A 25444-nucleotide genomic window follows, 5' to 3' on the forward strand; every position below is an offset into this window, starting at 1 on the left:
CCGCACTGATGCAGTGCTTGACGGCGGCAGGAGAAAAACAGCAATGGATCTCAGACAGCTACGCTATTTCGTGGCGGTTGCCAGCGAACGCAATTTTACCCGCGCGGCGAAAGTGCTACACATCGCCCAGCCGCCGCTCAGCCGGCAGATCCAGCTCTTGGAGGAAGGTCTGGGCGTCCAGCTCATCATCCGCAAAAGCCGCCCTTTGAAACTCACGGACGCCGGGCGGCTGTTTTACGAGCAGGCATTGCAGGTTCTTGGCCGGGTGGAGCAGATGCAGGAGGCGACACGCCGGGTGGGGCTCAACCAGAACAGCGTGTTTTCCATCGGCTTCGTCGCATCGACGCTCTATGGCGGCCTGCCGTCGCTTGTGAGAAAACTCCGTCAGCATGCGCCGGAACTGGATATCCGGCTCCTCGAAATGGTGTCCGTGCAGCAACTCCCGGCGCTGAAGGAGGGACGCATCGATATTGGTTTCGGCCGATTGCATCATGACGATCCAAATGTCGTAGGCATTGTGTTGCGCCAGGAACGCCTGGTCGCCGCCATCCCGAGGAGTTCGCGGCTGGCTGAACTGTCAACGCCTCTCCCGGTTTCGGAATTGTCTGGCCAAAAGCTGATTGTCTACCCGAAGGAACCGCGCCCCGGCTACGCCGATCAGGTGCTGAGCCTGCTGCACAACCACAATGCCCGGGTCGCTGAAGTACAGGAGGTGCGTGAGATCCAGACAGCGCTGGGCCTTGTCGCAGCCGAAGCCGGCGTCTGCGTCATTCCCGCCTCGGCCCGCCAGATGCGCTCAGACGTCCACTATCGCCTGCTGAAAGAAGAAGACGCCATCTCGCCCGTGATCCTCAATCACCGGGTTGGCGACACCTCCGCTCAGATTGGCCTGGTCAAGCGGTTGATCCAGGAGATGTATGCCGAGAACCCACCCTGGCTCGACATGGCCCACAACCTGCTGCCCGACCGGCCAGCGGACAAATGACCGGCCCCCTGCGAAATTTTCCGATTGTGGCCGTGAACTGGGCCGTTCAATCTACAGTGCGCCATTTTCCGCAGTGTGGCTGCCATGTGAGTGGCCGGAGACCTTTAATTCGTGGTCGGCCGTCACGCATTCTGGAGCGCTTGCCCATCATCCAATTTCAAAGTCGGCGGCTGGAGCTCACGGAGACCGGCGATTATTTTGCAGCGTATAGCGCCCGCGACCGTTCCAGATGTTTCAGCACGGCCTGTTCGGCAGCGTCGGGGTCGCCGGCTTCCAGGCAGGTAATGATTTCCTCGTGCTCGGCCAGCGTGAACTTTTCCTTGCCGGTCCAGATCAGCATTTCGGTATGGTATTCCTTCAGCCAGGCGAGCATTGCCTCGCTGACGGCGACATAGATCGGATTGCGCGAAATCCGGGCGATCCGGGTGTGGAATTCCATATCGGCGGCGATGAAGGCTTCGGCGTCGCCGAGCGATGCGCGCTGCCGGTCGAGGATTTCGCGCAACCCAGCCATGTCGTTGGCATCGCCCTTGACGGCTGCCTCGCGCGCCATGCCGCGCTCGAAGAAGATGCGGGCGCTTTTCAGATGTTCCAATGAATCCGACGACTTGGCCAGCATCATCTTCGCGGTCATATCCATCTGCCGGAAGATCGATTGCGCTGTCAGTTCCAGCACCTTGGCGCGCTCGCCGTGCGAAATCGCCACCAGGCCCATGCCGGCCAGCGCCTGCATCGCCTCGCGGATCGCCGGCCGGCCGACGCCGAAGCGCTCCATCAACTCCCGCTCGGACGGCATTTCATCGCCGGGCTGCAATTCGCCGGAGGTGATCATCGCCTTCAACCGTGCGAAAACTTCGTCGGACAGTTTGCGGCGGACGATCTGTTCGGTCTGCTGGCCCATGGTATCTCGCTGGTTTACATTCGCCATCGTTATGCACCGGTCCCGTTGCGAAGGAAATGTGCACATCCGCTTTCGAGGGGCACAGTCCACATTGATTGCCGCAGACGCAAGTGCCCTCTTGCGCAATTGATATACTCATTATACCAGTTGGCGAAAACGCGCCAGACAGAACTGGCCAGGATTTGCCATACCGCGAGGCTTTGCACGATCATGATCGTCGTCACCTACAGAATTGAAACGTCGGGCAGCGTTGAGGCCATGGCGGAAAAGATCGCCAGCGACCAGTCGACCGGCACTTTTGTACCCGTGCCCGGCGAAACGCCGGAGCTGAAGGCGCGTGTTGCCGCCCGCGTGCTTGCCATCCGCCCACTTGCCGATGTTGAAACCCCGAGCTGGCCGGAGGCTTCGCCCGGCCATGGCTCGATCCGCCGCGCTGATGCCGATATCGCCTTCCCGCTCGATGCGATCGGTACCGATCTTTCCGCCCTCATGACCATTGCGGTTGGCGGCATCTTCTCGATCCGCGGCATGACGGGCCTGCGCGTCGTCGACCTGAAATTGCCGCAGGAATACAAGTCTGCCTATCCCGGCCCGCAATTCGGCCTGCCCGGAAGCCGCAAGCTCACAGGTGTTTACGACCGGCCGATCATCGGCACCATCGTCAAGCCGGCACTGGGCCTACGCCCACATGAAACGGCCGAACTGGTCGGTGAACTGATCGGGTCCGGCGTCGATTTCATCAAGGATGACGAAAAACTGATGAGCCCGGCCTATTCGCCGCTCAGCGAGCGCGTTGCCGCTATCATGCCGAAAATTCTCGATCACGAGCAGAAGACCGGCAAGAAGGTGATGTATGCTTTCGGCATCTCGGCGACCGATCCCGACGAGATGATGCGCAACCACGATCTCGTTCTGGAAGCGGGCGGCAATTGCGCCGTGGTCAATATCAACTCCATCGGCATGGGCGGCATGGCGTTCCTGCGCAAGCGCTCCGGCCTTGTGCTGCACGCCCATCGCAATGGCTGGGATGTGCTGACCCGCCATCCGGGCATCGGCTTCGATTTCAAGGTCTGGCAGCAGTTCTGGCGTCTTCTCGGTGTCGACCAGTTCCAGATCAACGGCATCGGCGTCAAATACTGGGAGCCGGACGACAGTTTTGTCGAGAGTTTCAAGGCCGTCACCACGCCGCTGTTCGATCAATCCGACTGCGCTCTACCCGTCGCCGGGTCCGGCCAGTGGGGTGGGCAGGCTCCGGAAACCTATCGCCGCACGGGACGGACAACCGATCTGCTCTATCTGTGCGGCGGCGGCATTGTCAGCCATCCCGGTGGGCCGGCAGCCGGTGTGCGGGCCGTGCAGCAGGCGTGGCAGGCGGCCGTTGCCGATATTCCACTGGAGACATACGCCAAGGATCATCCCGAGCTTGCCGCCTCCATCCAGAAATTCGGCAACGCCAGCGAGTAGATTTGATGACCGCACCGAGCAATCCTCTCCTTTCCTTTTATGGCGACGACCTGACGGGATCCACCGATGTCATGGAGGCGCTAGCCTCCAATGGCGTCGAGACGGTGCTGTTCATGGATGTACCGGATGGCGCGCTACTCCAACGTTTCGGCCATTGCCGCGCCATCGGCCTTGCCGGCACCAGCCGCAGCGAAACGCCGGACTGGATGGACGAAAACCTGACGCCGGCCTTCGGCTGGCTGAAAAGCCTCGGCGCTGATATCTGCCACTACAAGGTCTGCTCGACCTTCGATTCCAGCCCGCAGATCGGCAATATCGGCAAGGCCGTCGAAATCGGCAAGGCGCTGTTCGATCAGGCTTACGTCCCCATCCTGGTCGGCGCGCCACAGCTAAAACGCTACACCGCCTTTGGCCATCTCTTCGCCGCCTATCAGGGCGAAGTCTACCGCATCGACCGCCACCCCGTCATGAGCCGCCACCCGGTGACACCCATGGCCGAAGCTGATCTGCGCCAGCATCTCGGCGCTCAGACGATGTTGAAAACACGACTCGTTGATCTCTCCATGCTCGCCGCTGCGGATGCGGATGGCCGGGTCGATAATCTCTGCAGGGATGCGGACGGCTTGGTGCTGTTCGATGTCGACAGCCCGGAAAGCCAGTCCCATGCCGGGCGCCAACTCTGGCGCCTGCGGCGGGACAGCGGCTGGTTCGTTACCGGTTCGTCCGGTGTCGAATACGCACTGCTAACCGCCTGGAGCGTTGCGGGCCTAACGGACGGAAAGAAAACCTTCCCCCTGCCCGGCAAGGCCGATCGCATTGCTGTCGTTTCCGGCAGTGTCTCGCCCACCACCGAGCGGCAGATTCGCCATGCGACCCAGAACGGGTTTGCCGGCATCAATCTCGACCCGCTGGAATTGCTCGGTGAAAACGGCAATGCCACTCTTGAACGGGCCATTGCCAGCGGCCTCGACAGCCTCAAGCGCGGCGAAAGCGTCATCCTCAATACAGCGCTTGGCCCATCCGCCGATCGCGGCGGCGATATCGACCGCATTCCCGGCAGCCGCCACCGGCTTGGCCGGCTGCTCGGTACGATCCTGCGGTGTCTGGTGGAAGAACAACAATTGACCCGCGCCGTCATCGCCGGCGGCGATACGTCCAGCCATGCGCTTCGGGAACTGCATGTGCAGGCGCTGACCACTCTGCTGCCGCTGCCGCAGACGCCGGGATCGCCGCTCTGCACGGCACACGGCACCTACGCTGCGACCAACGGCCTGCAGATCGCGCTCAAGGGCGGACAGGTCGGATCGGATGGCTATTTCGCGCAGATCCGGGACGGCCTTCAAGGGTAAGATATGCCGATAGCCTATTGGACCGCCCGAACCCCGTTGCGGCGGTCTTTCGGTGGAGCGGGTGAAAACGACGCGCGTAGGCTGGCATGGAATTGCGTCAGCAGATGCCGGTCGAAATGGCCCTCCGATTTCAGCATCATCCTCAGCGTTTCGGCGGGCGTCCACGCGCGTTTATAGGATCGCGCCGAGGTCATCGCATCATAGACATCGCAAATGGCCGCGATCCGGGCCGAAGGGCTGATCTGCTTGTCCGACAGACCGAAGGGATAACCCTTGCCGTCGATCCGCTCGTGATGGTGCAGGCAGACATCCAGAACGGCCTGCGGCATGTCGCCCTGGCGCGACAGCAATTCGTAGCCACGCACCGGATGGGTGCGGATCTCGCCATTTCTTCGTCGGTCAGCGCGCTTTTCTTCGACAGCAGTGCGTCGGGCATGACCATCTTGCCGATATCGTGCAACAGACCGCTAGCACCGAGAATGCGCACCGTCTGTTCATCGAACTTGAGGAAGCGCGCGAAATGCACCATCAGCGCGCTGACTGCGATCGAATGCAGGAACGTATATTCGTCCTTGGTCTTGAGGCGGGTAATGCCGATCAGCGCAGCCGGATTGCTTTCCATCGATTTGGCAATCTGTTCGACAGCGCGATCGGCGGGCTCGAATGTGGCCTTGCCATTCATACGTGCGTTCGAAAACAGCGTGTCGAGAAGCGGCCTGGTCTGCTCGATCGTCTGCAGCGCTTCCTTGATTTCGGTCTGGGTAAAAGGCCGGGACAGATTGGACAGCGATGCCTCGCTTTGTCGCATGTCCGGCTGGGCCCGGCCGCTACCGACATCCACTCCCCTGCGGATGTCGATGACAAGGCTGATGATATTGCTGGCCTTCACCTTCGCCGCCGCCGCTTCGTCCTTCAGCATAAAGCTGCGCACAGGCGCCGCCTCGTCCCGCAGAGGATCTTCGATATCGGTGATGAACATGCCCACCCGGACCTGGTGCCGCTTGATACGCTTGAGCATGCTACCGCTCTTTTTCAATCATCGCGCGCTCCTTGTCGAAATAACACCAATAAAATGCCAGTCCCTGAGTATAAATTCCGCTCTTTCAAATCCGGATAATGAAAACCCTTGCCGTTCATCCAGAAATCTCACTCCGAGAAACAACTCTCTGATGGATGATCTTTGGTTACAACGATTTATTCGGCGTTAAAGTCTCATCATCTGCTCAAAAATAATCCGGCGCTGGGCGTAACTACTCTTGATTGCCGGGATATCCATGGAATCTTCCAGTGATTGTCGATACTGCCCACATTCACCCGTGCGCCAACGATCCCAGGCGGGCCACCATAAATAATCACCTCACCATGTGACATGCTGATTGACTCATCATACCAGTTGCCATAAACCATCGCGAAACAAACGCGTAGGTGAGGAAATATGACTTCGATCGCACTCTTCGGTGCTGGCGGCAAAATGGGCTACCGGCTTGCCAAGAACCTCAAGGGCTCACGTTTCGATGTGCGCCATGTGGAGGTAAACGAGGCTGGAAAGGCACGGCTGCAGAACGACCTCGGCCTGTCCTGCGTCGATGTCGATGCGGCACTGTCCGGCGTTGACGTCGTCATTCTCGCCGTGCCGGATACGGCCATCGGCAAGGTCGCAGCCGGTATTTCAGACAAGCTGAAAGCCGGTACCATGGTCGTGGCGCTTGATGCCGCCGCTCCGTTCGCGGGGCACCTGCCGGCGCGCACCGATCTCACCTATTTCGTCACCCATCCCTGCCATCCGCCGATCTTCAACGACGAGACGGATATGCAGGCCAAGAAGGACCATTTCGGCGGCCTGTTTGCCAAGCAGCACATCGTGTCCGCGCTGATGCAGGGACCGGAAGACGCTTACGGCCTCGGCGAAGAGATTGCCAAGGTCATCTGGGCGCCGGTCATGCGTTCGCACCGCGTCACCGTCGATCAGATGGCGATGCTGGAACCGGGCCTGTCGGAAACAGTAGCCGCTTCGCTGCTGGTTGTGATGAAGCAGGCCATGGACGAATGCGTCAAACGCGGTGTGCCGGAAGAGGCTGCCCGCGACTTTTTGCTCGGCCACCTCAACGTGCTCGGCGCCGTGATTTTCGGCGAAGTTCAGGGCGTGTTCTCCGATGCCTGCAACAAGGCCATCGAATTCGGCATCCCCGCGCTGATGCGCGACGACTGGAAAAAAGTCTTCGAACCCGAGGAGATCGCCGAAAGCATCCGGCGCATCACCTGATCGACAGGGAGCAGAGGCTCCGCACATCGACGGCTCCGCCGGGAACGGGGCCGTTACTCTTATATCAACCGGGAGGAACCACATGAAACTGACACGCAGACTGACCCTTGCCGCCTTTGCCGGCGCCCTTTCGCTGGGCGTTGCCATGCCGGCATTCGCCGCCGACCTCATCGCCATCATCACGCCATCGCACGACAACCCGTTCTTCAAGGCGGAAGCGGTCGGCGCAGAAGCAAAGGCCAAGGAACTTGGCTACGAGACGCTCATTCTCGTTCACGATGATGACGCGAACAAGCAGAGCCAGCTGATCGATACCGCCATCGGCCGTGGCGCGAAGGCGATCATTCTCGACAATGCCGGCTCGGAAGCCTCGATCGCCGCCGTCCAGAAGGCCAAGGATGCAGGCGTGCCCTCCTTCCTGATCGACCGCGAAATCAACGCTACCGGTGTTGCCGTCTCGCAGATCGTCTCCAACAACTACCAGGGTGCCCAGCTCGGCGCCGAAGAGTTCGTCAAGCTGATGGGCGAGAAGGGCAACTATGTCGAGCTTCTCGGCCGCGAAGCCGATCTCAATGCCGGTATCCGCTCCAAGGGTTATCACGACATCATCGACGAATATCCGGAGCTGAAGATGGTCGCCCAGCAGTCGGCCAACTGGAGCCAGACGGAAGGTTATTCCAAGATGGAGACCATCCTGCAGGCCAACCCCGATATCAAGGGCGTCATCTCCGGCAATGATACGATGGCCATGGGCGCGATCGCCGCTCTTCAGGCTGCCGGCCGCAACGACGTCATCGTCGTCGGCTTCGACGGCTCCAATGACGTGCGCGATAGCATCACCTCGGGCGGCATCAAGGCGACTGTCCTGCAGCCGGCCTATGCTCAGGCGCAGATGGCCGTCGAGCAGGCTGACGCCTACATCAAGACCGGCAAAGGCCCGGCAGAAGAAAAGCAGCTGATGGATTGCGTGCTGATCAATGCCGGCAACGCCACCAAGCTCGAAACCTTCGCGCTCAAGGACTAACCGTCCCCACGGATGCGCGCAGGGCGGATACAATCTGCCCTGCGCGTTTTTTACCATCTGACGGAGTGACTTTTATGCCGAATTTCCGGGCCGCCGTTGCGATCCCGCTGGCCATTGTTCTGGCGCTCAGCGGCTGCAAGATCATCAAGACACCGACGGCCGAAGAGGCTGCGGAAGCCGCAAGCGGCGGCTTCAATCCCGCCCGTCAGGTTGCCGAAATCTGGGACAGCAAGGTCATTCCGTTCCTGCAGACGCGCGCCGGACCTTTCCAGAAGGTCGATGCCCTGTCCAAATCCGATCTTGATGCCGCAGCGGCAAAATACGGCCACAAGGAAAAAGAGGGTAGCGCACCCTGGACCTTCGCGGCCAAAGTGTCCGGCACGATCATCAAGGCCGAAACGACATCGCGCGCCGCCTATCTCGACGCCGATGTCGATGGCGACGGCAAGGCTGATGTCCGCATCCAGATCGGCCCGGTCATCAAGGGCACGGCGATCCGCGACAGCCTCGATTTCGTCAATTTCAACGAATTCAAGAACCAGATCCAGTGGGCCGAATTCGGCAAGGCCTTCAATGTCCATGTCAACGGCCTGACGCTCGAAAAGCTCTCGCGCGATGGCCTTGTAGGCAAGAAAGTCGAGGCGCTCGGCGCCTATCCATTGCCATCCTCCGGCCAGCCGGCGCTGTTCACGCCGGCCACCATCGCGATCGGCGGCTGAGATGGCGACCGAGGCGCACGATACGATCCTGAAACTCGACGATGTGACAAAGGTCTATTCCGGCATCGTCGCGGTCAAGCATGCCAGCCTTGAGCTGAAACGCGGCGCGGTCAATGTTCTCGTCGGCGAAAACGGCGCCGGCAAATCGACGCTGATGCGCATGATCGCTGGCGTCGAGAAACCATCGCTCGGCCGCATCCTGCTTGAGGGCGAGGAAGTTGAGTTCAACTCGCCGGCCGATGCCCAAAAGCACGGCATTGGCATGGTGTTCCAGGAACTCAACCTGTTCGGTAATCTCTCCGTCGCTGAAAACATTTTCGCCACCCGCGAGATCATCAGGGGCATTCGCGGCATCGACCATAAGGCCCAGGTTCAGAAAGCCAATCAGTTCCTTGACAAGCTGGATGCCGGCATCAGCGCCGAAACCATGGTCGAGGACCTGCCGATCGGCCAGCAGCAGCTCGTCGAAATCGCCAAGGCGATCTCGCTCGATACCCGCATCCTCATTCTCGACGAGCCGACATCGGCGCTCTCTGCCGCCGAAGTCGATATCCTGTTCAAGGTGATCGGCGAACTGAAGGCGCAGGGCGTAGCCATCGTCTATATCTCGCATCGCCTCGAAGAGCTGATGCGCATCGGCGACTACATCACCGTGTTGCGCGACGGTCAGATCACCGGTCAGGCAATGGTCAAGGATATCGACACCAAATGGATCGTCCGCTCGATGATTGGCTCGGATGCGAAAGACTTCGCCAAATCTCTCGATCACAAGTTGGGCGCTGAGGCCTTTCGCGCCGAAAATATCTGCCTGCCACGCAAGACCGGCGGTTTTGCCGTCGATCACCTGTCGATCTCGGTTCGTGCCGGTGAGGTGCTGGGCATCTACGGCCTGATGGGCGCCGGCCGCAGCGAATTCTTCGAATGCGTCATCGGCCAGCACGCACATTCCACCGGCAAGATCTTTGTCGCAGGCGAAGAGATCGCCGCCAGGGACACGTCCACCCGCATCCGCAAGGGCCTTGCCCTCATCCCGGAAGACCGCCAGCGGGAGGGCCTAGTGCAGGTCCTGTCAATCGCCGCCAACCTGACTTTGGCAAGCCTGGAAAAATTCGTGAAATTCGGCTTTCACATTTCCGGCGATCGTGAACAGGCGGCAGTCAAGGAGCAGGTCCGCAATCTCTCGATCAAGGCGCCAAACCCGGATTTCGATGTCACTTCCATGTCCGGCGGAAACCAGCAGAAAGTCGTCATCGGCAAGGCGCTGATGACCAATCCGAAGGTGCTTCTGATGGACGAGCCGAGCCGCGGCATCGATGTCGGCGCCAAGGCCGACGTGTTCCGCACCATGCGCAGGCTCGCTGGCGAAGGTCTTGCCATCCTGTTTTCGACCTCCGACCTCGAAGAGGTCATGGCGCTGTCCGACCGGATCGCCGTCATGAGCAACGGCAAGATCACGACGATCCTCGACCGGGCTGACGCCACCGAAGAACTCATCGTCAAGGCTGCGTCCGAGGGACACAAATCGGCCGGCCACACATCGACAAGGGAAATTGCGTGATGACGACTGCAACCTCGACCGAAAAAGTCCCTGCGGCCGATACCGGCTCCATCCTCCTGACGTTGATGAAGCTCAGGACCTTCATCGCGCTGTTTGCCGTCATCGCCTTCTTCTCGGTCTTCGCCCCGAACTTTTTATCGACGGCCAATATCATCCTGATGTCGAAGCATGTGGCGCTCAACGCCTTTCTCGCCATGGGTATGACGTTCGTCATCATCACCGGCGGCATCGACCTGTCGGTCGGCTCGATCGTCGGTCTCTGCGGCATGGTGGCCGGCGGCCTGATCCTCAATGGTATTGACCTGCAGATCGGCTACACGATGTATTTCAACGTCGTCGAGGTCTGCCTGATCACGCTCGTCGTCGGCATCCTCATCGGCGCGGTCAACGGCCTGTTGATCACCAAGCTCAACGTCGCGCCGTTCATCGCCACGCTCGGTACGCTCTATGTGGCGCGCGGCTTCGCGCTGCTCTCCTCCGACGGCCAGACTTTTCCGAACCTGATCGGAAAACCTGAACTGGCAACGACTGGCTTTGGCTTTCTCGGCTCCGGCCGCATCATCGGGCTGCCGGTGTCGATCTGGATCCTGATCGTGGTGGCGCTCGCCGCCGCCTATGTCGCTAAATATGTGCCGATCGGTCGCCAGATCTTCGCCGTCGGCGGCAATGAGCGCGCCGCCCGCATGTCCGGCATCCGCGTCGATCGCGTCAAGATGTTCGTATATATGTTCTCCGGCTTTTGCGCCGCCATCGTTGGCATCGTCATCTCGTCGGAACTGATGGCCTCGCATCCCGCAACCGGCAATTCGTTCGAACTGAACGCGATCGCTGCAGCCGTTCTCGGCGGCACCTCGATGTCCGGTGGCCGCGGCACGATCGGCGGCACCATCATCGGCGCCTTCGTCATCGGCATTTTGTCCGACGGCCTGGTCATGATGGGCGTGTCCTCCTTCTGGCAGATGGTCATCAAGGGCATCGTCATCATCGTCGCCGTGGTGGTAGACCAGGCACAAAGGCGCTTGCAGCAGCAGGTGGCATTGATGCAGCTGGCGAAGAAGGGCTAGTACATCTGTGTTCCTGGAGGCTTCCCTCTTCTCCCCAGGGGGGAGAAGGTGGCCCGTAGGGCCGGATGAGGGGGCGGCTTACTCGGAATGCGCGGCCCCCTCATCGCCTCGCATCCGCTCGGCACTTCTCCCCGGTGGGGAGAAGAGGGAACCACCGCCAGCGGCCATACACATATGCAATCGCCCATTCCGCGCACGGAAGAAGCTTTTGAGTCTTGAAGGAAAACGATATGCCAGACCTCAAGGGCGCCCTGATCGGCTGCGGCTTCTTCGCCGTCAACCAGATGCATGGCTGGAACGACGTCAAGGGTGCCGCCATCGTCGCCATCTGCGACCGTGATGCCGAGCGCCTGAAGATCGTCGGCGATCAGTTCGGCATCGTGCGGCGCTACACCGATGCAGCCCAGATGTTTGCCGATGGCGGCTTCGATTTCGTCGATATCGCCACGACGGTGAACAGCCACCGTGCCCTTGTCGAAATGGCCGCCGCCCACAAGGTTCCGGCAATTTGCCAGAAGCCGTTTGCCCCGACGCTCGCTGATGCCAAGGCCACGGTCGCGGCCTGCACGGCAGCCGGCATTCCGCTGATGATCCACGAAAACTTCCGCTGGCAAACGCCGATCCAGGCCGTCCGCAAGGCGCTGGATAGCGGCGCGATCGGCTCACCCTTCTGGGGCCGTTTCTCCTTCCGTTCCGGCTATGATGTGTTTTCCGGACAACCCTATCTCGCCGAAGGCAAGCGCTTCATCATCGAAGATCTCGGCATCCACACCCTGGATATCGCCCGCTACATTCTTGGCGACGTCACATCGCTGACGGCCCGCACCAAGCGTGTCAATCCGAAGATCAACGGCGAGGATGTCGCCACCATCCTGCTCGACCACGAGAGCGGCGCGACCTCCATCGTCGATGTCAGCTATGCGACGAAGCAGGCAATAGAACCTTTTCCCGAAACGCTGATCGAGATCGACGGAACCGAAGGGTCTATCCGCCTGTCGCAGGGCTATGAACTGCAGGTCACGAATGCGCAGGGCACCGTCAACACCGATGTCGCCCCGACGCTTCTCCCGTGGGCATCGCGTCCGTGGCACAATATTCAGGAAAGCGTCTTCACTATCCAGCAGCACTGGACCGATAGCCTGATTGCGGCCAAGGAAACCTCGACCTCCGGCGTAGACAATCTGAAGACCTTCGTACTGGTCGAGGCTGCCTATGAAAGTGCAGCCACAAAATCCACCGTCGATATCGGACCGCTGCTGACATGATGGACGCTGACCTCGCCTTCCAGCTCTACGGTACAAGGCAGGCCGAGCCCGCTCCGCGACTGCTGAAAGCCGGAAAACTGACGGCGCAGTTGGCCGGTGGCAATTTGAGAACGATCATCTATGACGGCGTCGAGGTGTTGCGTGCCATCTCCTATCTGGTGCGCGACCGCGACTGGGGCACCTATGACCCAACGCTGTCGAACATCGCCGTCGGCGAGACGGAAGCCGGCTTTACCGTTGCCTACACCGCCCGCTGCGCCGGCCCGGATGGCACCCTTCTCGATATATCCGCCGCCATCGAAGGCACGGCTGATGGCAGGCTGACGTTCAAAGGCACGGCCCAATCTCCAGCCGGTTTTGAGACCAATCGCTGCGGCTTCTGCATCTTGCATCCGATCGTCGACGTCGCTGGAACGGCCGTGATGGTCGAGCATGTCGATGGCAGCATTGAAGATACCGAGTTGCCTGACCTGATCGAGCCATGGCAGCCGTTCAAGGATATGCGCGCCATCACCCACACCGCCCTTCCCGGCGTCAGCGTCGAATGCCGCATGGAGGGCGATACGTTCGAGATGGAAGATCAGCGCAACTGGTCCGACGCCTCCTACAAGACCTATGTCCGCCCCCTCGCCTTGCCCTGGCCGTATCAGATTCCGGCAAACGAGCCGGTCAACCAGCAGATCGTCCTGACGATCGCCGACAGCCGCGCCATCTCACGCAATCTTGTCGTCTCCACGGAGAATACCGGTATTATCCGCCTCACTCCCGGCGTCGCCACTGGCATCATGCCCGCCATCGGCCTCCTGATCACGCCGGAGGAAGCCAAGGCCAGCCTCGCAGCCCTCCGGCAACCGGATGCCCTCAAGCCTCAGGAATTGCTCTTCCATTTCGACCCGTCGGCCGGCCATGACGCGTCAGTGTTTACGGATTTCGCCGAAATCGCCGCCATTCAGACCGGCACCACCACACTCGAAATCGCCGTTCCCTGCCAGCGCCCTCTCGATGAAGAACTGCAGGAAATCGCCACCTGGATGCGCACCGCATATTTCGTGCCCGACGCCATCGTGGTCAGCCCCTCGGTCGATCGCCAATCGACACCACCCGGCAGCAGGTGGCCCGATTGCCCACCGCTCGAAGACGTCTATGCCGCAGCGGCAAAGGCCTTCCCCGGAACCCGTCTCGGTGGTGGCATGCTCTCCTACTTCACCGAGCTCAACCGCAAGCGCGTACCCAGCGAAAACCTTGCCTTCATCAGCCATTGCACCAACCCGATCGTCCATGCCGCCGACGATGTCAGCGTCATGCAGACGCTCGAAGCCCTGCCCTTCATCACTCGGTCCGTCCGCGCGATCTACGGTGGGAAGCCCTACCGCATCGGCCCATCCACTATTCCGATGCGTCAAAATCCCTATGGCAGCCGCACGATGGACAATCTGAACGGCGCCCGCATCCCCATGGCCAACCGCGACCCTCGTCACACGGGCCAGTTTGCGGCCGCATTCGCGGCCGGATATGTCGCCTCGGTTCTGGATGCCGGCGTCGAAACACTGACGCTCTCGGCGCTGACTGGCTCGTTCGGGTTTTACGCGGAAAAGCATGAACCCGTCAAAGAAGGCGGCAAACGTCCGCTGCATGCCATCGTCAAAGGGCTGGCTGAAATTGCCGGGGAAAAATGGCAGGCGATCACGTCGTCCGCCCCGGGCAAGGTGTTGGCGTTCATAGTGAAGACAACGGGCGGGGGAACTGTCTGGATCATCAATCTCACGGCGGAGAAGCAGTCGATTGAAACCCTACACGGCCGGTCGTCCCTCGCTCCATTTGAAGTAATCCATATCGCCTACGTCGCTGGAGACGCACATATGTCGAGCATCCGCAACGCATTTTGAGCTGCAGCGCCGGAGGTGGTGTTGTCGAACACGCACCAACTGCCGGGGCCAAGCACTCCGCGAAATGATCGGAGCTCTTCGTCCGAATAACTGGAATAGTAGAGTTTTGGCGTGCCATGCAGGCGGACATATTCGATCGGTAGTGGGAAATCGGCAACCTGCCAGACGGGCGCCGGATCCGCCAGAACCCGGCTGATGGAGAAACGCTTCAGCACCGCAAATGCTCGATCGTCCGCCCAGCTTTTATGACGCGCTTCAAGAACGATAGGTCCTTGATGCGCTGTCCGCATCGTCTCGAATGCCGTTTCCGCGTCCCGTTCGTCGAAAGTCAGGCTGGGAGGCAACTGGCAGAGAAGCGGGCCGAGTTTTCCGTCCAGCGGAGAGATATCACCGAGAAACACTCGGAAGGCCCCACCGACGTTTTTCAGTCGACGTGTATGGGTAATTTCGCCAGGCAGTTTAACAGCAAAGCGAAAGTTGTCCGGTACAGCCGATGCCCACCGTTCGAAGGTGGTTGCGCGGTGCCGGCGGTAGAAGGTCGAGTTGATCTCGACGCCGTTGAACACCGCAGCGTAGCGCGCCAGGCCGCTTCCCTCTTGCGGAAACCGGCTGGCGACGGCTTTCGGGATCGACCAGGCGGCTGTTGCGATGATCGGCAAGGAAACCTCCTGACGGATATGAGCATGGAGGGAAAAAGAGGGCGTTGCCACGCGGTAAGCATGAACGCCCCTTTCTGTAGATTGTGCGGTTAACCGCTGCGAAGTCTGTTGGTTCCTGCCCAAGATTATCAGTTGCGTACACAGATGCCGTTTCCGGTGGGAGAATGCGTGCAACAAATTTGAAGCCGGCGAGTTTACACAGCACATCTCAATCAGGCTCGATGGAGCATCGTCGTGCAAAAAATTGTTATCGGTTTATCGGCTGTGGTTCTCCTTGGTGCCGCCGCTGGCACATATGTTTTCCTCGACCGCGAGCAGGCAACAGTCTCTGTCGATCAGGGATATGGGCCATCACCCGTTTTGCCGAAGCCGAATGCGACGATCCTTCCAACCGTGAATATCGCTGAAGCGGCCTCCTGGCCGGAAGGCAAGACGCCGACAGCGGCTGAGGGCTTGAAGGTCAATGCTTTGCGAAAGACTTCGATCATCCGCGATGGATCCACGTGCTTCCCAACGGGGACGTCCTGATTGCCGAGACCAACAAGCCGCCGAAGCTTGCCGGGCGGGTAGCGTCGACGGTGGTTGGCCCGGCCGTGATCAGGTCACCGTCTGGAACTTCAAGATAGTTGACGCATCTGAGAAGCGTGCTTTTCCCCGAACCGCTCGGCCCGATGGTGGCAAGAACTTCACCTTTCATGACCTCAAGGTCGATCCGATCGAGGACTAGGTAGTTCCCGTAATGTTTGCTCAGCGCCGCAAGTCTGATCAAAGGCTCAGCCTTTTTCGCCGCCATCAATGCACCAAGGCTCCCCGGGAGGCGATTAAAAGAGCCGAGATCCGAGCCTATTTTTGGGGGATGTAGAATACCGCGCCATCCATATCATTCAGATCCCGCTGCACGCACGGGTCCCCAGCCTCTTCCAGGAGGAAGCGTCAGTGGTCCTGATGGCGTTGGTTTTGTGCCCGCTGTTTACAGCTTATACCAGCCGTCACTGAGTGTGACTCTCTCGAGGATTCCATCAAGCCGACGAATCTGAATCTCTGGCGCAAACAGGAGGTTTGCGATGGGTTCAGCGATTTCTTTGCGACCGGATTTCAATGGGTTCATTTTGCGGCGTCTGGCTCGGCAGGCGCGCGATGCCGATCAGGCGCGGCGTCTTCTGGCGCTCGCATCGATCTATGATGGCGGCTCGCGCGCCGATGCAGCTCGGGTCGGCAGTGTGACAGTTCAGATCGTGCGTGACTGGGTGGTGCGCTTCAATGATCGTGGTCCCGGCGGCCTGATCAACGGCAAGGCTCCGGGCAAACCTTCTCTGCTGAACGACGATCAGCGGGCGGCCTTGGCGCAAGCCATAGAACGTGGGCCGACCCCGTATCTGGATGGCATCGTTCGGTGGCGTCTATGTGATCTGGCGCAATGGATTTGGGAAGAATTCCGCATCTCGGTGAGTGAGGAGACCCTGGGCCGCGAAGTGCGTGCCATGGGGTATCGCAAGCTCTCGGCTCGCCCAAGACATCATGCGCAGGATGCCGAGGCGGCTGAGACATTTAAAAAAACTTCCCCATCGCTGTGGCAGAAATCGCTGCCGGTCCCGCCAGTGGCAAAGTGATCGAAATCTGGTTCCAGGACGAGGCTCGTATCGGGCAGAAGAACAAGATCACCCGCCGCTGGGCCAAGCGTGGATCAAGGCCATCCGCACCCCATGACCAGCGCACACGCTCAGCCTATATCTTCGGCGCGATCTGCCCCAAGCAGGGCAAGGCGGCCGCTCTCGTCATGCCCTGGTGTGACACCCATGCCATGAACCAGCACCTGACCGAGATATCCCGCAACGTCGCAGACAACGCACACGCCGTCCTCATCATGGACCAGGCCGGATGGCACATGTCCAAAAATCTGATCGTTCCCGAAAACATCACCATCCTGCCACTGCCGCCCAAATCGCCGGAGTTGAACCCCGTCGAAAACATCTGGCAGTTCATGAGGGACAACTGGCTCTCAAACCGCGTCTTCAAGTCCTACGAGGATATCGTTGACCACTGCTGCTACGCCTGGAGAGCGATGCAGGAGCGCCCATCGAAAATCATGGCCATCGGCCGACGCCTATGGGCGCAAGGGTTCTGATCAATGACGTTTGGTATTAGCGGTCGGTCCCATCTGTTAGCCTCTACGATAGCGGCTGAGTGGGATATGGCAGGCGAGAAAAAATACATCCCTACCCAACCTGAAGTTATGAATAATCCAGAAATGTAGTTGCCCGGCAATGGAGCGTCAGAGCCACCGCGACAACACCAGATCGGCCGCCGTCGCGCCAGACAAGAGCTCGCCGGTTTCTACTGAAAATTTGAAACCTTTAGCCGCGCCGAAGCCGACGCAACGTCGTGACAATCTTTCTGCGTTGTGTTTTTTCGCCGTCATTGGCTGATGTGCGCAAGTGGATTGAGAACATCCAAGCGACATCAGCGGTTTTGGCTTATTGGCCGGCCAGCAGCGCTCAGGCGCAGGCCGCAACCTTGCTTTCCTTGATACGGGGATAGTCGTAGGCGTTCACTTTCGAGGTGGTGTAGCCGGCGCCAACCAGTGCTTCAGCAAGCTTGATTGCCGCCGTCACGCCGTCGATGACCGGTACGCCGGTTGCGTCGCGCAGCCGTTCGCAGAGAGCGGACATGCCGGCGCAGCCGAGGATGATGGCTTCCGCCTGGTCTTCGCTCTTGGCCGCCTCGATCTGGCTGATCAGCAACCGTTCGGCCTCCGCCGGATCCTCCTCCAGCCCGAGAACAGGAAGGTTGATGGAGCGGACATGGCGGCAATGGCGCTCCGCACCATAATTGCTGACGAGGTCTTCGATGATGGGAACCGAGCGCGGCAGTGTGGTGATGATCGAGAAGCGGCGGCTGATGGTCATGGCGACCTGCACGGCTGCCTGACAGATACCGATGACGGGCCCGCGCGCCACTTCGCGCGCAGCATGCAGACCCGGATCGTCGAAACAGGCCAACACATAGGCGTCGATACCCAAACGTTCGCCCTTGCGGATTTCGTCCAGCATGCCGGGTACGGCCAAGGCTTCGTCGGCGCCGCCTTCGATGCTGACAGGCGTGCCGAGCGGATTGACGGCAGAGACCTGTGTGTCCCTTTGCTTGACGCGCAAAGCGCTCTCCAGTGCCTGAGCGGTCATGGATGCGGTGGAGTTGGGATTGATGAGACGGATATGCATGGAATGGAACCTTTCAGCGTCCCTCAATCGCCCTGCGGCTTGATGAAATCGGCAATTGGCGGAGCTTTCAGAACGAACTGGCGGTCCGAGGTGATGTAATTGTCGGCATGCAGTCGGGCGATCGGCTGGTACTGCTCGGGATCGACATAATGCCCGTCGCTATCCAGGCATTCGCGCCGGACATGCATATGGACGACTTCGCCGAGAACGAGGGTACGCCGCGGGTAATCGATGAAGCGCTCGACCCTGCACTCGAAAACGCAAGGCGATTCCGCCGCATAGGACGCATCGATATTGGTGCAGGCGGCAGCGGTAAGCCCCGCCATCGAGAGCTCATCCACCTCACTGTCAAAACCAAGGCCACAGACCAGCATCTGCTGCGAAAGGGCCATGTCGACCATGTTGATGGCGAATTCCTTCGTACGGCGGATATTGGCTGTCGTATCCTTTTCCTCGCCGTTCAAGCGCGGCTGGATGCCTAGGACGACGATGGCCGGATCATGGGAAAACACGTTGAAAAAGCTCATCGGCGCTGCATTGTTATGGCCAGCCTGCGAGCGTGTCGTCACCAGAGCGATCGGCCGCGGCCCGATGAAATTCGTCAGCAAGCGATAGCGGCTTTGCGGATCAAGCTTTGTGAAGTCGAATTCCATTGCGTCCACCCAGATTAATAATCTACAATATCAAATCATATTGTCTACAATCCTGCAATCAAAATCGTGTTGTTACGGTTGACTTTTTCCACCGTTTCACGCTTGTCTAGCCCCAATGGGGAGTGAATTTTATGACCGAGCAAAGCGGCCCTTCTACGCAGCAAATTGTCGAGAAAGTCTGGCTGTCCATCGCAGAGCGCAGGCTCCGGCCGGGTGTGCAGCTCAAGGAAGAGCAACTGGCCACGATTTTCAATGTCAGCCGGGCGAGGATTCGCCAGGCGCTTGCCGTTCTTGAGCGGGATGGACTTGTTACCATCATTCCCAATCGCGGCGCTTTCATTTGCAAGCCTTCTGTCGAGGAGGCCCGGGACGTCTTCTTCGTGCGAAGGACGGTGGAGCGCTGCGTCATCGAGCGGCTGTGCGTATCGGTCTCCAAGGTCAATCTGAAGCGCCTGCGCGATCATGTCGCCAAGGAGCGGATTGCCAACGCCCAGGATATCACCACCGACATCATCAAGCTCTCCGGCGGCTTCCACCTGCTGCTTGCCGAAACCGTCGGCTCCGACTTCCTGTTCACGACCATGCGGGATCTGATTTCCCGCTCGTCGCTGATCACCGCCGTCTACCGCAACACCAACCGCTTCAACTGCGGACCGGACGAACATGCCGAAATCGTCGAGGCGATCGCCAGCAACGATGCGGGCAAGGCCACCCATTTGATGGCCCATCATCTGGACCATGTGGAAGCTGAACTCGACCTCAGCGAAATCCGCGACCTGTCCCACGACCTGCGCGCCGCGCTCAGCTGAGCCACGGGCTCAGGCGCTCGCCGGTTCGTCGATCGCAAGGTGACAGGCGACGCGCGTACCGTTGGCGAGAGCACGAACGGCCGGCACCTCCGCCGAACAGCGGGCCGTGGCGATCGGGCAGCGCGGATGAAAGGTGCATCCGGATGGCGGCTTGAGCGGGCTTGGCACTTCGCCGGTTGCCAGTTCCCGGTCACGCCGCGGCGCAGTGATGTTGGGAATGGTCTGCAGCAGAAGCTGCGTATAGGGATGGCGTGGCCGGGCAAAAAGTTCCTCGGTATCGCCCTCTTCGACGATGCGGCCCAGATACATCACCGCGATACGATCAGACATATGGCGCACCACGCTCATGTCGTGGCTGATGAAAAGATAGGTCAGGCCTAATTCATCCTGCAGGCGGCGCATGAGGTTGAGAACCTGGGCCTGCACCGAGACGTCGAGCGCCGAAGTGGGCTCGTCGCAGACAAGGAATTCCGGCTCGCTCGCCAGCGCGCGGGCAATGGAGATGCGCTGGCGCTGACCGCCGGAAAACTCGTGTGGAAATTTCTCACCATCGGACGCGGAAAGCCCGACAGTCAGGAGAAGCTCCTCGACGCGCTCGATGACTTCGGCCGCGGTATCGCGCAGTTTCAGTTCGCGCAACGGCTCGGCGATGATGTTCTTTACCCGCCAGCGCGGGTTAAGCGAGGCGTAGGGATCCTGGAAGATCATCTGCGCGGAGAGTGGTGCCCCTCCCCGGCCAGGCGCAAACCTGATCTCTCCGGCGCTTGCCTTGTGCAGTCCCGTGACAAGCCTAGCCACCGTGGATTTGCCGCAGCCGCTCTCCCCGACGATACTCAGGCAGCCGCCGGCAGGCACCGTAAAGTCGATATCGTTGACCGCCTGAACAAACTGGCGCGGTTTGCGCTCAATCACCCGGTTGAGCCAAGGGGCGGAAACGTCAAAAGTCTTGACCAGACCGTTGACGGTCAGGGCCGGCTTTTTCTGAGCAGATACGGTCATGCTGTTCCTCCCGCGTTGAGCCAGCAGGCATTGGCGCCATCGCCAACGGCTATGAGTTCGGGTCTCTCGCGCAGACAGCGCGGGCCGACGGAAACGCAACGCGGATTGAAGGCGCAACCGGTCGGGATGGCGTCGAGGCGCGGCATCGAGCCGTCGATCTGGTTGAGTTTTTCAACGCGTGCGCCAAGCGACGGGATCGACGCCATCAGCCCTTGCGTATAGGGGTGGCGGGGTGCGTGCAGCACCTGTTCGACCGGCCCAATCTCGATGAGACGGCCCGCATACATGACGGCGACGCGGTCTGCCGCTTCGGCAATGACGCCCATGTCGTGGGTCACCAGCATCACCGCCGTCTGCTTTTCCTTGCAGAGCCGGCGAAGCAGCGAAATGATCTGCGCCTGGATCGAAACGTCGAGCGCAGTGGTCGGCTCGTCGGCGATAATGAGCTTGGGGGAAGCCGAGAGTGCAAGCGCGATAACCACGCGCTGGCGCATGCCGCCTGAAAACTGGTGAGGATAATGGTCTACCCGCTCCTCAGGCGCTGGAATGCCGACATCGCGAAGAAGCTGAATGGCCCGTGCCCGCGCCTCAACCTTACCCATCGACAGATGCAGCCGGATCGTCTCCGTCAGCTGCGAGCCGACAGTGAACAGCGGATTGAGCGACGTCAGCGGATCCTGGAAGATCGCCCCAATTTCCCGGCCTCTGATCTGCTCCATCGCGCGATCGTCGAGCGTGTCGATCCGGCGGTCGCCGAGCCAGATTTCGCCGCCGCTGATGCGTCCGGGCCGTTCGAGCAGACCCTGGATCGCCAGGCCCGTCATCGATTTTCCGGCGCCGGATTCACCGACGACGCCGAGGATCTCGCCGGCACGGATGGACAGGCTGATATCCGACAGCGGCGTCACCGTGCCACGGCGGCCTGGAAACTCCACTTGAAGATTGCGGACGTCGATGACCGCTTTTTCTGCTTCACCCATGGGTATCAACCTCGATCGGATAGCTTGGCGAGAAGATTTCCGAAACTGGCGGATTGTTCCAGCTCCGTTCCGGATATTTGGCGATCAGCCCGTCATACTGAGCCTGCGCCTGGACGCGGGCTTTCTCCATGTCGATACCTGCAAGCTTGCGGTCCAGCATGGAAACACGGCCATCGACGAAGACGGCACGGGTGACCTTGCCTGAACCGCCGGTCACCAGCGTTGTAATAGGGTCGATGGACGGCGCCATAATGGTATCGTCGAGATCGAAGACCGCAATGTCGGCACGGGCACCCGGCGACAGGTGGCCGAGATCCGCTCGCCCAAGAGCGCGTGCGCCACCAAGCGTTGCAGCATCATAGAAGTCGGCCGATCGCACCTGATCCGGTGCACGGTCGTTGGCGCGGCAGGTGATCAGTCCGACAAGCAGGTTCATCAGCATGTCGGCAGGTGCCGTATCCGTACCCATGGCAATGTTGATGCCGCGCTTGCGGCAGGCCGAGAAGGAATTCAGCGTGCTGCCGCCACGCCCGGAAACCAGTGGACAATGCACGATCGAAACGCCGTTTTCCGCATAAAGCGCTAGGTCTTCCTCAGTCGCATTGGTGGCATGCGGCGCAATCAGTCGGTCGCTGAGAAGGCCAGCCTTGGCAAGCCAGACCGGTGCGGTCGAGCCATGCAGCATGCGGACGGTGTCGACTTCCATGGCGCCCTGCGCCATATGCAGGCGGAACTTGACGCCAAGATCGCGAGCGGCGGCGTCCGTGCGCTGCAGAAGGCCCAGCGTCGAGGTTTCGACCCGATCCGGTGCCAGCACGCCGCGCACGAGATCACCATGGCGGCCGTGCTGCCGTTCGATATAGGCGATGGCGTCGTTCAGTCCTTGCACGCCCCGCTCTTCGTCGAAAATCGGGACGATCTGGCCGGGACTTTCCAAAACCATGCCGCCGGAGCGATAGGCGGGGCTGAGATAGACGCGCAAGCCGAGTTCGCCGGCGGCATCGGCCGCAGCGTCGAATTCGCCGATCGTTTCGCCCCATTCGCGATAGAACAGCGAGGCGATGGGTGCTGCAGTCGTGATGCCGTTCAGGAGCAGTTGGCCGAAAGCAAACCGCTTCTGGAACGCCAACTCGTCCTGGCTGTACATTTCATAAGGGCCGGCATCGACATAGGAGCGCGGCCAGACGCGGCCTTTGGTCCAGCCGGGATGATTGTCGATACCCAGAATGGTCGTGTCGAGATCGGACAACGCATCGAGATCGATCAGGCCGGGACTGATCAGCGCGTTGCCGAAATCGATGCGGCGGGCGACCTCGCCGGCAAACCGGTGACCGACGAAAAGGATCTCGCCGTTTTCGAAAACAACTTCACCGTTCTGTAAAAGCCGGTGATTGCCATCCTTGTGGCCAACCACCCAGGTTGCGGTAACAAGTGTGCGGCCTTCCGGTCGGCGGCCAAGCGTGAGGGATGCAAGGTCTTTGCTCATCACGGCATCTCCACCACAGCTTTGCCCTGGCGAGCGGTGACCTGACCAGCCTTCAGGACCAGCGGCCGCGGCGCGATATCAACCACAGCATGGGCGAGCGTTTCGCCGGTCAACAGGGTCAAATCGGCATTGCACCCAATCTGCAGGCCGTAGTTTTCCAGCCGCATCACATCGGCTCCCCCTTGGGAAACGACGTGGAGAACATGAGCGAGCTCGATGTCCGAACGCAGTCCGTTTTTCATGCCGATGACCTTGGCGCGGTCCAGCATATCCGGCTGACCCCACGGACCCCAGGTATCGCGGATACCGTCACAGCCGCCGCCAACGCGCACACCGGCTTCCTTCAGCCGCATGATGGAGGGCACGTTGGCCGATGGCGCTCCGGTCGTCAGGATCGCGACATCGAGCCGGGCGATCTCGTCGATCAGCTTGCCGACGCGCAGATAGTCGTTCATGCCGAGTGCGAAAGCGTGGCTGATCGCAACCTTGCCTTCCATGCCATGGGCGCGGATGCGCTCGAAAATCAGTTCCATGGTGAAGGCGCCGAGATCGGCTGCCTCATGCAGGTGAATGTCGATTGGAACGCCATGCTTGACGGCAAGGGCAAAGAGGATGTCGAGCTGGCCCTTGGGATCGCGGTCGATGCCACACGGATCGATGCCACCCAGCACTTCGCAACCCTGACGGAGCGCTTCGTCCAGAAGCTCCACGGTGCCGGGCATGACCATAACCCCAGACTGCGGGAAGGCAACGATTTCGATATCGATGACACCCTTCAGCTTTTCGCGGGTTTCCCAGACACCCTCGACAAGCGAAAGGCCGTGGGTTGGATCGATATCGACATGGCTACGGATATGCGTACCGCCGTTGGCGGCGAGCCCGATTGCATGGCGCATGGACTGGCGATGCGGATCCATGCCGATCTCAAGGCGGTTTTCCCGTTCGAAATCGATCCGCTCGCGCAGGACTGCGGCGCGGTTGTTGACATGCCAGGGCATGCCCCAGGTGGTCTTGTCGAGATGCGTATGGGCATCGATCAAGCCCGGAACCGCGATGGCGTTACCGCCGTCCTCGACGGACATGCCGGGCTTGGGCTCAAACGTTCCAAAACCGGCAATCTTCCCGTCCTTGATCAGGACATCGCAGCTTTCACCGGCCATCGGCCTGACATTGCGGAGCAACAGATCGTGCATGGAACTTACCTCAGTTTCGGATTGAGCGCATCGCGCAGCCAATCGCCGAGCACATTGACGGTGACGACCAGCAGGCAGAGTTGAGCGACGGGGAACAGGACGATCCACCAGGAACCGGAAAACAGGAACTGGTTACCGATACGGATCAGTGTTCCCAGCGAAGGCTGGCTTGGTGGCATGCCGATACCGAGGAAGGACAGCGTCGCTTCCGTCAGGATAGCCATGCCGAAATTGAGCGTGGCAGCGACCATGATCGGTGTCAGCGTATTGGGCAAAATATGGTGAGCCATAATGCGCCGGGACGGTACGCCGATGAGTTTGGCTGCCTGCACATAGTCCTTGCCGCTCTCGACGATCGCCTGGGCGCGCACCGTTCGGGCATATTGCACCCATGCCGAAAGAGCGATGGCGAGGACAAGCACAGCCGATGCACCAATCTCGCGAAGGCTCTCCGGCAGCATCTGGCGCACGACGGTGGAGACGAGGATCGCAACGAGGATCGTCGGAATAGAGAGCATGATGTCGCCGATGCGCATCAGCAGATTGTCGATGAACCCGCCGAAATATCCGGCAATCAGACCGGCGGTCAAACCGATGACCAGGGACAAAGCCACGGAGGCGATGCCGATGACGATCGAAATGCGGGTGCCGTAAAGGATGGCCGAGAGCATGTCGCGGCCCTGCGTGTCGGTGCCCAGCAAATAGGGCCATTCGCCGCCATCCTGCCAGATCGGCGGGAGTTCGGCTTTCCACATGTCGAGCAGTGCCCCGTCATAGGGGTTCTGCGGCGCGATCAGCGGCGCAAAGATTGCCGTCAGAATGAGGATCGCCAGCAGAATGGCGCTGATCTGCGCAGATCTGCTCTGGCTGAAAGACCAACAGAGATCGCTGTTGCGGATGCGCTTGAACAGCGAGGGACGAGCGGCCTTGGCCGTTTGCGAAAGTTCATTGGTCATCGAACCGGCCCCG

General features: G+C 60.3%; 24 protein-coding genes and 1 pseudogene. 13 read left to right on the forward strand and 12 right to left on the reverse strand.

Features of this window, described 5'->3' with window-relative positions; translation table 11 throughout:
* Positions 1–43 precede the first annotated feature (43 nt).
* Positions 44–985 (forward strand): LysR substrate-binding domain-containing protein, encoded by a 942-nt coding sequence (locus ACQY8Q_RS05255; RefSeq protein WP_428425574.1) that lies wholly within the window; start codon positions 44–46, stop codon positions 983–985.
* Positions 986–1178: 193 nt separating this feature from the next.
* Here the strand turns inward: ACQY8Q_RS05255 and ACQY8Q_RS05260 are convergent, their stop codons facing one another.
* A complete protein-coding gene (locus ACQY8Q_RS05260) occupies positions 1179–1886 on the reverse strand; it encodes a transcriptional regulator NanR (RefSeq protein WP_428425576.1) in 708 nt (235 codons plus the stop codon).
* A 210-nt stretch (positions 1887–2096) separates the two neighbouring features.
* Between ACQY8Q_RS05260 and oiaX the strand changes: the two genes are divergently transcribed.
* Positions 2097–3350 carry a 3-oxo-isoapionate-4-phosphate decarboxylase OiaX gene (gene oiaX, locus ACQY8Q_RS05265; RefSeq protein WP_428425345.1) on the forward strand — a complete coding sequence of 418 codons (1254 nt, stop codon included), beginning with the start codon at positions 2097–2099 and terminating at the stop codon, positions 3348–3350.
* 5 nt (positions 3351–3355) lie between these two features.
* Positions 3356–4699 (forward strand): four-carbon acid sugar kinase family protein, encoded by a 1344-nt coding sequence (locus ACQY8Q_RS05270; protein WP_428425347.1) that lies wholly within the window; start codon positions 3356–3358, stop codon positions 4697–4699.
* 14 nt (positions 4700–4713) lie between these two features.
* Here the strand turns inward: ACQY8Q_RS05270 and ACQY8Q_RS05275 are convergent, their stop codons facing one another.
* Together ACQY8Q_RS05275 and ACQY8Q_RS05280 are read right to left on the reverse strand one after the other, a co-directional pair.
* Positions 4714–5028 carry an HD-GYP domain-containing protein gene (locus ACQY8Q_RS05275; RefSeq protein WP_428425349.1) on the reverse strand — a complete coding sequence of 105 codons (315 nt, stop codon included), beginning with the start codon at positions 5026–5028 and terminating at the stop codon, positions 4714–4716.
* A gap of 65 nt (positions 5029–5093) precedes the next feature.
* Positions 5094–5717: pseudogene (locus tag ACQY8Q_RS05280) on the reverse strand (HD-GYP domain-containing protein); the annotation flags it as partial.
* 417 nt (positions 5718–6134) lie between these two features.
* On the opposite strand from ACQY8Q_RS05280, the gene ACQY8Q_RS05285 reads away from it, so the two are divergent.
* From ACQY8Q_RS05285 to apnL, 7 genes are all read left to right on the forward strand, one after another.
* A complete protein-coding gene (locus tag ACQY8Q_RS05285) occupies positions 6135–6962 on the forward strand; it encodes a phosphogluconate dehydrogenase C-terminal domain-containing protein (RefSeq protein WP_428425351.1) in 828 nt (275 codons plus the stop codon).
* 82 nt (positions 6963–7044) lie between these two features.
* Entirely contained in the window at positions 7045–7986 is a 942-nt protein-coding gene (locus ACQY8Q_RS05290) for a D-ribose ABC transporter substrate-binding protein (protein WP_428425353.1), read from the forward strand.
* Between the two features lie 74 nt (positions 7987–8060).
* Positions 8061–8705, forward strand: coding sequence for a DUF2291 family protein (locus ACQY8Q_RS05295; RefSeq protein ID WP_428425355.1), 645 nt, complete (start codon positions 8061–8063; stop codon positions 8703–8705).
* A 1-nt stretch (position 8706) separates the two neighbouring features.
* Positions 8707–10263, forward strand: a complete 1557-nt coding sequence (locus ACQY8Q_RS05300; protein WP_428425357.1) for a sugar ABC transporter ATP-binding protein — start codon at positions 8707–8709, stop codon at positions 10261–10263.
* Positions 10263–11327 (forward strand): ABC transporter permease, encoded by a 1065-nt coding sequence (locus ACQY8Q_RS05305; protein WP_428425359.1) that lies wholly within the window; start codon positions 10263–10265, stop codon positions 11325–11327. Before ACQY8Q_RS05300 ends, ACQY8Q_RS05305 begins: the two co-directional genes overlap by 1 nt.
* A 230-nt stretch (positions 11328–11557) precedes the next feature.
* Entirely contained in the window at positions 11558–12592 is a 1035-nt protein-coding gene (locus ACQY8Q_RS05310) for a Gfo/Idh/MocA family protein (protein WP_428425361.1), read from the forward strand.
* Positions 12592–14478 (forward strand): D-apionate lactonase, encoded by a 1887-nt coding sequence (gene apnL, locus ACQY8Q_RS05315; RefSeq protein ID WP_428425578.1) that lies wholly within the window; start codon positions 12592–12594, stop codon positions 14476–14478. Before ACQY8Q_RS05310 ends, apnL begins: the two co-directional genes overlap by 1 nt.
* On the opposite strand, the gene ACQY8Q_RS05320 is transcribed toward apnL, so the two are convergent.
* Positions 14430–15137 (reverse strand): DUF72 domain-containing protein, encoded by a 708-nt coding sequence (locus ACQY8Q_RS05320; RefSeq protein ID WP_428425363.1) that lies wholly within the window; start codon positions 15135–15137, stop codon positions 14430–14432. The genes apnL and ACQY8Q_RS05320 overlap by 49 nt on opposite strands.
* Positions 15138–15371: 234 nt before the next feature.
* Here ACQY8Q_RS05320 and ACQY8Q_RS05325 point away from each other — a divergent pair, with 234 nt between their 5' ends.
* On the forward strand, positions 15372–15665 hold the full coding sequence (locus tag ACQY8Q_RS05325) for a hypothetical protein (protein ID WP_428425365.1): 294 nt from the start codon (positions 15372–15374) through the stop codon (positions 15663–15665).
* Here the strand turns inward: ACQY8Q_RS05325 and ACQY8Q_RS05330 are convergent.
* Complete coding sequence (locus ACQY8Q_RS05330; protein ID WP_428425367.1) at positions 15622–15930, reverse strand: ATP-binding cassette domain-containing protein; 309 nt, start codon at positions 15928–15930, stop codon at positions 15622–15624. The two genes, ACQY8Q_RS05325 and ACQY8Q_RS05330, sit on opposite strands and share 44 nt — an antisense overlap.
* A gap of 271 nt (positions 15931–16201) precedes the next feature.
* Between ACQY8Q_RS05330 and ACQY8Q_RS05335 the strand changes: the two genes are divergently transcribed.
* Positions 16202–17262, forward strand: a protein-coding gene (locus ACQY8Q_RS05335; protein ID WP_428425369.1) for an IS630 family transposase whose coding sequence is annotated in 2 segments (ribosomal slippage) — positions 16202–16694 and positions 16694–17262 — 1062 coding nt in all. Because the reading frame shifts where the segments join, the coding sequence is not laid out codon by codon here.
* Positions 17263–17632: 370 nt separating this feature from the next.
* Here the strand turns inward: ACQY8Q_RS05335 and ACQY8Q_RS05340 are convergent.
* Together ACQY8Q_RS05340 and ACQY8Q_RS05345 are read right to left on the reverse strand one after the other, a co-directional pair.
* Positions 17633–18355 (reverse strand): aspartate/glutamate racemase family protein, encoded by a 723-nt coding sequence (locus tag ACQY8Q_RS05340; protein WP_428425371.1) that lies wholly within the window; start codon positions 18353–18355, stop codon positions 17633–17635.
* Positions 18356–18378: 23 nt separating this feature from the next.
* On the reverse strand, positions 18379–19008 hold the full coding sequence (locus ACQY8Q_RS05345; protein ID WP_428425373.1) for a flavin reductase family protein: 630 nt from the start codon (positions 19006–19008) through the stop codon (positions 18379–18381).
* Between the two features lie 131 nt (positions 19009–19139).
* Between ACQY8Q_RS05345 and ACQY8Q_RS05350 the strand changes: the two genes are divergently transcribed.
* Complete coding sequence (locus ACQY8Q_RS05350; RefSeq protein ID WP_428425375.1) at positions 19140–19817, forward strand: GntR family transcriptional regulator; 678 nt, start codon at positions 19140–19142, stop codon at positions 19815–19817.
* A gap of 9 nt (positions 19818–19826) precedes the next feature.
* On the opposite strand, the gene ACQY8Q_RS05355 is transcribed toward ACQY8Q_RS05350, so the two are convergent.
* The 5 genes from ACQY8Q_RS05355 to ACQY8Q_RS05375 are packed head-to-tail and all read right to left on the reverse strand — an operon-like array spanning position 19827 to position 25431.
* Entirely contained in the window at positions 19827–20816 is a 990-nt protein-coding gene (locus ACQY8Q_RS05355) for an ABC transporter ATP-binding protein (protein ID WP_428425377.1), read from the reverse strand.
* Entirely contained in the window at positions 20813–21796 is a 984-nt protein-coding gene (locus ACQY8Q_RS05360) for an ABC transporter ATP-binding protein (protein WP_428425379.1), read from the reverse strand. The genes ACQY8Q_RS05355 and ACQY8Q_RS05360 overlap by 4 nt, the downstream gene beginning before the upstream one ends.
* Entirely contained in the window at positions 21789–23282 is a 1494-nt protein-coding gene (locus ACQY8Q_RS05365) for an amidohydrolase family protein (RefSeq protein ID WP_428425381.1), read from the reverse strand. The genes ACQY8Q_RS05360 and ACQY8Q_RS05365 overlap by 8 nt, the downstream gene beginning before the upstream one ends.
* Positions 23282–24475, reverse strand: a complete 1194-nt coding sequence (locus ACQY8Q_RS05370) for an amidohydrolase family protein (protein WP_428425383.1) — start codon at positions 24473–24475, stop codon at positions 23282–23284. Before ACQY8Q_RS05370 ends, ACQY8Q_RS05365 begins: the two co-directional genes overlap by 1 nt.
* A gap of 5 nt (positions 24476–24480) precedes the next feature.
* On the reverse strand, positions 24481–25431 hold the full coding sequence (locus ACQY8Q_RS05375) for an ABC transporter permease (protein WP_428425385.1): 951 nt from the start codon (positions 25429–25431) through the stop codon (positions 24481–24483).
* Positions 25432–25444 lie beyond the last annotated feature (13 nt).

Source organism: Pararhizobium sp., assembly GCF_965279435.1.
Taxonomy (GTDB): domain Bacteria; phylum Pseudomonadota; class Alphaproteobacteria; order Rhizobiales; family Rhizobiaceae; genus Pararhizobium.